We start from the raw sequence: 8,980 nt of genomic DNA on the forward strand, positions 1-8,980 counted from the left end.
TTCGACAAGGGTAAGGTGTTCAATCAACGTCATAGCGCGTGCCTCCTGCATGGAGACGCGATTAGATCACAGACGATATGCCTGTTCAAATTTCATTAACAAAGTGCGATCCGGCCCTGGGAGAAGGACGGGGTTGCCACCCTCTGATGCAGGTCACTGAATCGGGCGTGCTGGCGTGGTTAAATAGTCGGCTCACATCTTGCCGGATATTGCTGTGACCATGCCATCTGACCTTCAGCCGCTCCAGCCCTGGCCTGACTATCTGCAGGCATCCTGGCTGCGCTGCGCCCACCAGACCAGTGCCACCCTCTGGCATCCGCCCCACAGCGCCAAGGGGCAGACCTTACAGAGCCTGCGCCAGCGCAAGCGCGACCTGCTCACCACCGGCGAGATGGCCCTCGAAGATCTCTACGAATTTATGGAGGGGCGCCCCTGCGCCCTGCTGCTCACCGACGAGAGCGGCTGCCTGCTGGCCCAGACCGGCCACCCCGACACCCTGCGTGAGCTGGCGGCGCTGGGGTTTGGCCCCGGCGCCTTTTTCAGCGAGGGGCGCATCGGCACCAATGCCATCAATCTGGCGGCGCTGGAGGGCGTGCCGCTCTGCGTCAGCGGTCCCCAGCACTTCAACCAGACCCTCCACCCGTGGCACTGCTGTGCCAGCCCGGTCTACAACAGCAACGGCCGTCAGGTCGCCATCATGGCCCTGATCTGCAAGGTGGAGGCGGCGAGTGCCGGGGATCTGGCGCTCACCGTCAGTGCGGGGCGCGAGCTGGCCCATCTGCTGCAGATGGAAACCCTGATGCAGGAGTCCCAGCACCACCTGAGCGAGCTCTACGCCCTGCTCGATGGCATGGATGACGGCGTGCTGGCCTGGGATCCGCAGGGCCGACTGCGCTACCTCAATGGGCTGGCGGCCAACCGGCTGCGGCTCGATCCGGCGCTCTGTCTCGGCCAGCCACTGGAGCAGCATTTGCTGTTGCCCCAGCGTTTGCAGCTGGCCATCAAGGGGCAGACGCCACTGAGTCATGTGGAGGTGACGCTGGAGCGGCTCGGCGCTCAGGAGGGGGAGTTCATCAATGCGCTGGTGAGCCTAAAGCCGTTGCCGGGGCCGGAGGGGGTCAGCTTTATCGCCCTGCTTCACCCGGTCGACCGCCTGCGGGCCATTCACCAGCTGCGCCAGACGGTGCCTGAACTCTCCGCCTTGGTGGGCGAATCGAGCGCCATGCGCAAGCTGCTGCGCTACGCCCGGCAGGCGGCCCGGAGTCAGGGGCCGATCCTGCTACGCGGCGAGGAGGAGGTGGGCAAGGCCCAGTTGGCGGAGGCGATCCACTTTGGCAGCGAGCGGGCTGCCGGGCCGCTTATTACCCTCAACTGTCAGGCGCTGCCGAGCGAGCGGATGGCGCTGGAGCTGATGGGCTCCGACGAGGCGGGGCAGGAGCGGGCGGGCAAGTTCGAACTGGCCCACGGCGGCACGCTCGTGCTGGAGCAGGTGGAGTGCCTCTCTGCCCCCATGCAGGCGGCGCTGCTGCAACTGCTCAAGACAGGCCGCATCCAGCGCTTCGATTCGGCCCGCATACTGCCGCTCAAGGTGCGGATCATAGCGACCAGCAGCGCCCCGCTGGAGCAACTGGTGCAGGAGGGGTTGTTTGGTCGCCAGCTGCTCTATGCGCTGCAGGCGTGCGAGCTCTGGCTGCCGGGGCTGCGGGAGCGCGCGGCCGATCTGCCAGGCCTTATCAGCCAGCAGCTAGGAGCGCAGGGGCGCGAGCCGGTGCGCCAGTTCAGTCCGGCGGCCCTCGATTGTCTGCTCGCCTATCCCTGGCCCGGCAATCTGGGGGAGCTGCGCAGCGCCGTCGAGCATGCCCTGCTCCATGCCGGTCAGGGGCTGATCCCGCCGGAGGCGCTGCCCGCCGCCATTCGTCACGGCTATCAGCTGGTGGCGAATGAGGTGGTGGGGCAACCGCTGCTCACCCTGGCCGAGCTGGAGCGCCAAGCCATTTTGCGCTGCGCCCACGCCTGCAAGGGACAGGTGAGCCAGATGGCCCAGCACCTGGGCATCAGCCGCACCACCCTGTGGCGGCGGCTCAAGCTGCTCGAGATCGATCCCGCCGACTATCACGGCTGACGGCGACCCGAGCCGTTACCAACCGACCCGCGAAAATGAAAAGGCCCCGCAGTTGCGGCAATGCTGTTCACTTAAGAGAATTTGAGTTCCAGTCCACGTAGTATCAGGACAAAAAATCGAGGGAGGCATGATGCCTCCCTCTTTCTATTGCAAGCCCCGCTGGATAAAGGCTGGAGGAAGATCGACTGGACACAGCCTTGCCCCCTCAACTCAAATCCAATTTATGAATAATCAGTCAAAAAAGTGCTTATCTGAACAGCATTGCCGCAGTTGCGGGGCCTTTTTATATGGCAAGGTCAGCAGTGGCGATGTTACAGCCCCAGCTGGTGGGCAGTGACGATGGCCGCCAGCACATCCTCGGCGGTGACCTTGAACGGCATGTTGTGGATGGTCTCACCCTCGGCGGTAGAGGCCTTGGCCACATCCATCAGGCGCGCCATATCCAGCTCCTTGACCCCCATCATATGCAGGTTGGTCGGCAGGCCAATTGAACGGCAGAAGGCCAGCACGGTTTCGATCTCCGCCATGGGCGCGTTCTCCAGCACCAGCTGCACTAGCGTACCGAATGCGACTTTCTCACCGTGATAGAGGTGGTGACACTCGGCGAGCTGGGTCAGGCCATTGTGGATGGCGTGGGCGGCGGCCAGGCCGCTGCTCTCGAAGCCGATACCACTCAGATAGGTGTTGGCCTCTATGATGTTCTCCACCGCCTTGGTGCAGAGCCCCTGCTCCACCGCCAGCTTGGCCTTGTAGCCATCGGCCAGCAGGGTCTTGTAGCAGAGCTCGGCGATGGCCTGCGCCGCCAGGGTAGAGGCACCACCGGCCATGGTCTGGCAACCGGAGACCTTGTTGGCGCGCGCCTCGAAGTAGGTGGAGAGCGCATCCCCCATGCCGGAGACCAAGAGCCGCACCGGAGCGCGGGAGACCACGCCGGTATCCATGATGACCATATTGGGGTTGGTCGGGATCATCAGGTATTCGCTGAACTGCCCTTCCGGGGTGTAGATGACCGCCAGCGCGCTGGTGGGGGCATCGGTGGAGGCGATGGTGGGCACTATGACCACAGGCACCTTCTGGTAGAAGGCGACCGACTTGGCGGTATCCAGCGTCTTGCCGCCACCTATGCCAATGATGACGTCGAACGGCGTCTGGTTGCAGCGGGCCAGCAGACGGTCGATCTCGGGGCGGGAGCATTCGCCGTTGAAGCAGTCGAGCTCCGGTTTGATGTCCACGCTGTGGAAGCTGGTGGCAACCGTGTCGCCAACCAGCTTGGTGACGAAGGCGTCGGCCAGAATAAGTGGCTTGCTGCCGAGCGCTTTGACGTAGTTGCCGATATTGGCGAGGGCCCCGTTGCCTTGTACGTATTTGCTGGGGCTGATGATAATGCGGTCCATATTCTATACCTCTCTCTAGTTCATAAGACTTCTTTTGAAACTAACAGGGGCGAAGGGGCGGCTGTGCCGGGGAGTCCTTCGTCTTTAAGTGGCGCGGCGGCTGGCCGATAAGGCCGTTGCCGCGCCTTGAAGCAGGCGGGTCAGTCGCCGAAACGTTCCGCTGCCAGCTGCTGGAAGCAGGTCAATGCGGCGGTGGCATCCTCCCCACGCGCCAGCAGGGTGAGCGTGTCGCCCTTACGCACGTTGAGCATGGCGAGCCGGGTCAGGCTGCGGGGATTGGCCTCTTTGTCCCCCTTTTGCAGCTTGAGTTCAGCGGCAAAGGGCTTGAGGGCGGCCACCAGCCGGGCGGCGGGGCGCACATGCAGGCCGTGGGGGTTATCCACTACCACCTCGCAGCGCTGCCAGCCCTCGTCGGCTGCCGGTGCCGTTTCAGTGGCGACCTGCGCATCTGTGGCAGGCAACATGGCTTGCTTGGGCCCTAGGGCGCCGAGCGCCTCTGCGGCCACCTCGTCAAGGCTCATACCTGAACCTGCCGCCACCACGGCGGCAAGGGTGCCCTCAACCAGCGGGGCCGGGCAGAGCCGCACCCGGGCGCTTAACTCGGGGGGCAGCAGTTCGAGGGCGGTTTCGGCGCTGAGCAGAGCGCTGCCCAAATCCATCAGCACCAGTACACCGCTGCCGTCGTCCGCTTCTTCTATCGCACTCATCACGGCGATGGCATCTGTGCCTATGGGGTGGTCGGGGTCATCGACCCCGGCCGCCAGCAGCAGTTTGGCCGGGCTGCCCAGCTGGTCGGCCAGCGCTTTCAATCCGGCCGCCAGCATGGCGCTGTGAGAGACAACTACGATGCCGATCATGTCACAACCTCGCTCTGTCACGCAGGGCGGTCAGCAGCAGCAGGGTCGAGGTAGCCCCGGCATCCTGATGGCCTATGCTGCGCTCGCCCAGATAGCTGGCTCGCCCCTTGCGGGCCTGCATCTGTATGGTGGCCTCGGTGCCAGCTGCGGCAGCGGCCACTGCCTTGTCCAGCGCTTCGTTGAGGGGGAGCTCTTGCTGCTGCGCCTGTTGCAGGGCCGCCAGTGCCGGCCACCAGGCGTCGCACATTGTCTTGTCGCCCGGCTCGGCGCGGCCGCGGGAGACGATCCCCTCGACTCCGTCGCTCAGCATTTTGCCAAGCTGGCTCAGGCTCAGGCTTTGGCAGGCGTCCGTACTGGCCGCCGCTCGAATGAAGAAAGTGCCGTAGAGCGGGCCGCTGGCGCCGCCAACCGAGGAGAGCAGGGTCATGCCGGTGGTTTTCAGCACCTGGCCGATATCCTTGTCTGCCACCGCAGGCAACTTCTCGGCCACCTTGGTAAAGCCGCGCTGCATGTTGAGACCGTGGTCGCCATCGCCGATGTCGGTATCCAGCGCAGTGAGGTAGTCACGCTGCTCGGTGAAGATGTGTTCGCAGTCGAGCAGCCAATTGACGATGTGATGTTTGCTTAGCATGAGAATTAGGGCTCCTTAGCAGCCGCGACGCAGGGCGGGGGTGTGAACGGGGGCATCCCACAGGGTCATCAGCTCGTCGTCCACCTTGAGCAATGTGATGGAGATACCTGTCATGTCGAGGGCGGTGCAGTAGGGACCTATCAGGTTGCGCACCAGATGGATGCCCGCCTCTTCGCACAGGGCCGCGAGGCGACCATAGACACCATACAGCTCTGAAATCGGGGTGCCGCCCAGGCTGTTGACCAGGGCTATGACGCGATCGCCCCGGTTGAGCGGTTCGATGAAGGTGTGCTCTTCCTGCCAGCTGCCGGAGGCTCTGTCCCAATGGCGCAGGGTGCGGCCATAGGGGGTGTTGTCCGCCAGCTCGCTGAACATGTCATCCACCAGGGTATTGAGGTCGGTGAGGGGGCGGCGCGCTATACCGGGTTCGCCGTGGATGCCCACGCCAAACTCCATCTCGTTGTCCGCCAGAGTGAAGGAGGGCTTGCCGGCGGCAGGCACGGTACAGGCGTGCATGGCGACGCCTATGGTGCGGCTCTGGTTGTTGATGCGACGGGCCAGTGCCTCGCAATGGGCCAGGTCATAGCCCGCTTCGGCTGCGGCACCCACCAGTTTTTCGCACAGCACTGTGGTGGCAACGCCACGGCGACCGGCAGTATAGAGGCTGTCTTTGACCGCCACGTCGTCATCGATCAGCGAGAAGCCGACCTTGACGCCATCGCCGTGCAGCAGCTCGACCGCGGTTTCGAAGTTGAGTACGTCACCGGTGTAGTTCTTCACCAGAAACAGCACGCCCGCGCCGCCATCAACGGCCTGACCGCACTCGTACATCTGATCCGGAGTCGGCGAGGTAAAAATCTCGCCGGGGCAGGCGCCATCCAGCATCCCCTTGCCCACCAGACCGCCGTGCATTGGCTCGTGGCCGCTGCCACCGCCGGAGACCAGCGCGACCTTGCCCATCACTGGAGAATCGGCGCGGGTGATGTAGTGGGGTTCGATACGTACCTTGAGCTCGGGGTGGGCGGCGGCCATCCCCATCAGTTGTTCACGGACCACGGCATCGACGGCATTGATCAGTTTCTTCATGGCTCACTCCTTGGCTTGCCACCGCACGGGTGGGCAAATGGTTGATGGAGCCAGTCTAACGGGATAAATCGGGAGAAAAATGACGACCGGTTCGGTTCGGATTTGAAACAGGAGAAAGGCCATTGGCGTTTCAATCTGAAACAGCGAGAGGCAAACGGGCGAGAAACTGTTAGCGGCCTCACAGCCATGAAAAAGGGCCCCGCAGGGCCCTTCGCTACAACCGGAATAAGTGGACGGGTTAGATGGCCCAGCCACCGGCGTAGAAGATCACCAGTGCCGCGGCAATGATGACGGTACCGACGTTGAGTTTCTTCCACTCGGCGGCAAACAGACGACCCACGACCAGCGCCACGAAGCCCAGCATGATGCCGGTCACTATGTTGCAGGTGAGCACGATGAAGACGGCGCACAGCATGCCAGCGAGGGCATCGACCGAATCGCTGAAGTCCAGCTTGGTGACGTTGCCCAGCATCAGCAGGCCGACGTACATCAGGGCCGGTGCGGTGGCATAAGCCGGTACCAGATAGCTGAGCGGCGAGAGAAAGATCATCAGCAGGAACAGCACGCCGACCAGCGCAGCGGTCAGACCGGTCTTGCCACCGGCCGCGGTGCCTGCGGCAGACTCGATGTAGACGGCAGCCGGAGCTCCACCCACTACGCCAGCGACCATGCTGCTGACGGAGTCGGCAGTCAAGGCCTTGCCGCCGCTGATGATGTGTCCACGCTCGTTGATAAGACCCGCCTGACCGGCCACAGCACGGATGGTGCCGGTCGCGTCAAACACGGCTGTCATCACCAGCGCCAGTACGGTCGGAATGACCACAGGATTGAGGGCGCCCAGCAGATCCATGCTGCCAACCAGAGAGCCTTTCTCGCCGGTCAGGCTCGGCATGGCGAAGAAGCCCTGCCAGGTCACTTTCGGGTCAAAGATGAGGCCGAGGATGGAGATGGCGATGATCACCATCAGGATGCCGCCCGGCACCTTGCGACGCTCCAGACCGAAGATGGCGGCCAGACCCAGCACCGTCATGATGACCGGGAAGGAGGTCACCTCACCCAGCTGAACCGGCAGACCGGCCCCTTCGTTCTTGATCACCATGCCGACGCCGTTGGTAGCGATTAGCAGCAAGAACAGACCGATACCTATGCCGGTGCCGTGGGCGATACCGGAGGGCAGGTTATCCAGGATCCATTGGCGCACGCCGGTGACGCTGATCAGGGTAAACAGCACACCCATCAGGAAGATGGCGCCGAGGGCAACCGGAATGCTCAGTCCCTGACCCAGTACCAGACTGAACGCGGTAAAGGCGGTGAGGGAGATGGCGCAACCGATAGCCATGGGCAGCTTGGCCCACAGCCCCATCAGCAGAGAGCCGAAGGCGGCGATCAAACAGGTGGCCACGAAGACGGGGCCTTGCTCAAAACCGGCAGCACCCAGCATGTTCGGTACCACTATGATGCTGTAGACCATGGCAAGGAAGGTAGTCAGCCCTGCCAACAGCTCCTGACGCACACTGCTACCGCGCGCGGAAATGGAAAAATAAGAGTCCAAAAAGCCGCCGTTCCCTGATTGGGCGGCCATATCTTGCTTTGCCATGACATGTCCTGAAAGTGTGAAGGAAATCGTTTGCGTTTGTGGCGCGCAAAATAGGGTAATCCCCCCATTTTTAGGGGCATTCAAAAGTAGAGGTCATGCGGCCTGTGCCAGACGCTGTTTCGGCGTGTAGCCACCCAGCGCCATATTGGGCCGCTCATGGTTATAAACCCACAGCCAGTTCGTGGCAAACTCCTGTAGTTCATTCAGTGACTCAAACAGGTAATGGCCCAGCCAGTCGTAGCGCACCGTGCGGTTAAAACGTTCGATGTAGGCATTCTGCTGCGGATTTCCTGGCTGGATATAGCCCAGGGTTATCCCCTCCTGTTTCGCCCATCGCTTGAGCTCTTCGCTGATGTATTCCGGGCCATTGTCACATCGGATAATGGCGGGCTTACCTCGCCACGTGATCACCTGCTCCAGCGCCCGTTTGACTCGTGAGGCGGGTAAGGAGAAATCCACCTCGATGCACAGCGCTTCACGATTGAAGTCATCGATCACATTAAACAGCCGCACCGTGCATATTCCGGCCGATCATGAACACCAATTCCGATTCAACGTGAACACCATTTCCGGACCAATGTGAACGCTCATTCCGGTTCAACCTGAACACTTCGCCCCTCCTTTCCGGAAACAGTGTTCAACATCCCGGAATCACTGTTCACATTCACCGGAATCATCCTTAACGCATTGATTTAAAAACCTTTGATACGCTCTCCCTTTTGCCAGGGAAGAGCCTATGTCTGCCAAGAGGATTGCAATGCGTAAAATTCGTGAAGTACTGCGACTGCGGCTGGAAGCTGACCTCTCTGTTAGCCAAATCAGTATCTGTACCAAGGTCAGTGTCGGCTCCATCCAGAAACTCCTCAAAAGTGCCCAGGCGCTCGGCCTTACCTGGCCCTTACCTACCGATCTTGATGATGGCCGACTGGCTGCCCTGTTCTATCCGCAGGCCGATACCACCATCTCGGCCCGCCATGTTGTGCCGGATTGGCCCTCTGTCCATCAGGAGCTCAAGCGCAAGGGGGTCTCCAAACAGCTGCTCTGGGAGGAGTACACCCAGCGCTATCCCAATAGCTGTTACAGCTACTCCCAGTTCTGTGACCGTTACAAGTCCTGGTGTCAGTTGCAAAAGCGCTCCATGCGCCAGATCCACAAGGCGGGGGAAAAGCTCTTTATCGACTACTGCGGGCCCACGGTGCCCATCGTGTCGCCGACCACGGGTGAGGTCCGTCAGGCACAAGTCTTTGTCGCCGTGCTCGGTGCGTCCAACTACACCTTTGCCGAGGCCACCTG

At 62.0% G+C, this 8,980-nt stretch carries 6 protein-coding genes and 2 pseudogenes; 2 read left to right on the plus strand and 6 right to left on the minus strand.

The window, feature by feature from the left end:
- Positions 1 to 220: 220 nt before the first annotated feature.
- Complete coding sequence (dhaR, locus tag PG896_RS19640) at positions 221 to 2,122, plus strand: dihydroxyacetone kinase operon transcriptional regulator DhaR (RefSeq protein ID WP_052815569.1); 1,902 nt, start codon at positions 221 to 223, stop codon at positions 2,120 to 2,122.
- 311 nt (positions 2,123 to 2,433) lie between these two features.
- Here dhaR and PG896_RS19645 read toward each other — a convergent pair whose 3' ends face one another.
- The 6 genes and pseudogenes from PG896_RS19645 to PG896_RS19670 form a co-directional block, all read right to left on the minus strand.
- Positions 2,434 to 3,516, minus strand: a complete 1,083-nt coding sequence (locus tag PG896_RS19645) for a glycerol dehydrogenase (protein ID WP_052815563.1) — start codon at positions 3,514 to 3,516, stop codon at positions 2,434 to 2,436.
- 140 nt (positions 3,517 to 3,656) lie between these two features.
- Positions 3,657 to 4,373, minus strand: a complete 717-nt coding sequence (dhaM, locus tag PG896_RS19650; RefSeq protein ID WP_052815564.1) for a dihydroxyacetone kinase phosphoryl donor subunit DhaM — start codon at positions 4,371 to 4,373, stop codon at positions 3,657 to 3,659.
- 1 nt (position 4,374) lies between these two features.
- Complete coding sequence (gene dhaL, locus PG896_RS19655) at positions 4,375 to 5,004, minus strand: dihydroxyacetone kinase subunit DhaL (protein WP_052815565.1); 630 nt, start codon at positions 5,002 to 5,004, stop codon at positions 4,375 to 4,377.
- Positions 5,005 to 5,019: 15 nt separating this feature from the next.
- Complete coding sequence (gene dhaK, locus PG896_RS19660; RefSeq protein WP_270836109.1) at positions 5,020 to 6,090, minus strand: dihydroxyacetone kinase subunit DhaK; 1,071 nt, start codon at positions 6,088 to 6,090, stop codon at positions 5,020 to 5,022.
- A 238-nt stretch (positions 6,091 to 6,328) separates the two neighbouring features.
- Complete coding sequence (locus tag PG896_RS19665) at positions 6,329 to 7,687, minus strand: NCS2 family permease (RefSeq protein ID WP_052815566.1); 1,359 nt, start codon at positions 7,685 to 7,687, stop codon at positions 6,329 to 6,331.
- A gap of 93 nt (positions 7,688 to 7,780) precedes the next feature.
- A pseudogene (locus tag PG896_RS19670) lies at positions 7,781 to 8,203 on the minus strand (integrase core domain-containing protein); the annotation flags it as partial.
- Between the two features lie 220 nt (positions 8,204 to 8,423).
- Between PG896_RS19670 and PG896_RS19675 the strand changes: the two are divergent.
- Positions 8,424 to 8,980, plus strand: a pseudogene (locus PG896_RS19675) (IS21 family transposase); the annotation flags it as partial.

The organism is Aeromonas sp. QDB30, from assembly GCF_027707645.1.
Lineage (GTDB): Bacteria > Pseudomonadota > Gammaproteobacteria > Enterobacterales > Aeromonadaceae > Aeromonas > Aeromonas caviae.

Coding starts and splice junctions, on each gene's coding strand:
- dhaR (WP_052815569.1), top strand. CDS start 221: ATGCCATCTGACCTTCAGCCGCTCCAGCCCTGGCCTGACTATCTGCAG.
- PG896_RS19645 (WP_052815563.1), bottom strand. CDS start 3,516: ATGGACCGCATTATCATCAGCCCCAGCAAATACGTACAAGGCAACGGG.
- dhaM (WP_052815564.1), bottom strand. CDS start 4,373: ATGATCGGCATCGTAGTTGTCTCTCACAGCGCCATGCTGGCGGCCGGA.
- dhaL (WP_052815565.1), bottom strand. CDS start 5,004: ATGCTAAGCAAACATCACATCGTCAATTGGCTGCTCGACTGCGAACAC.
- dhaK (WP_270836109.1), bottom strand. CDS start 6,090: ATGAAGAAACTGATCAATGCCGTCGATGCCGTGGTCCGTGAACAACTG.
- PG896_RS19665 (WP_052815566.1), bottom strand. CDS start 7,687: ATGGCAAAGCAAGATATGGCCGCCCAATCAGGGAACGGCGGCTTTTTG.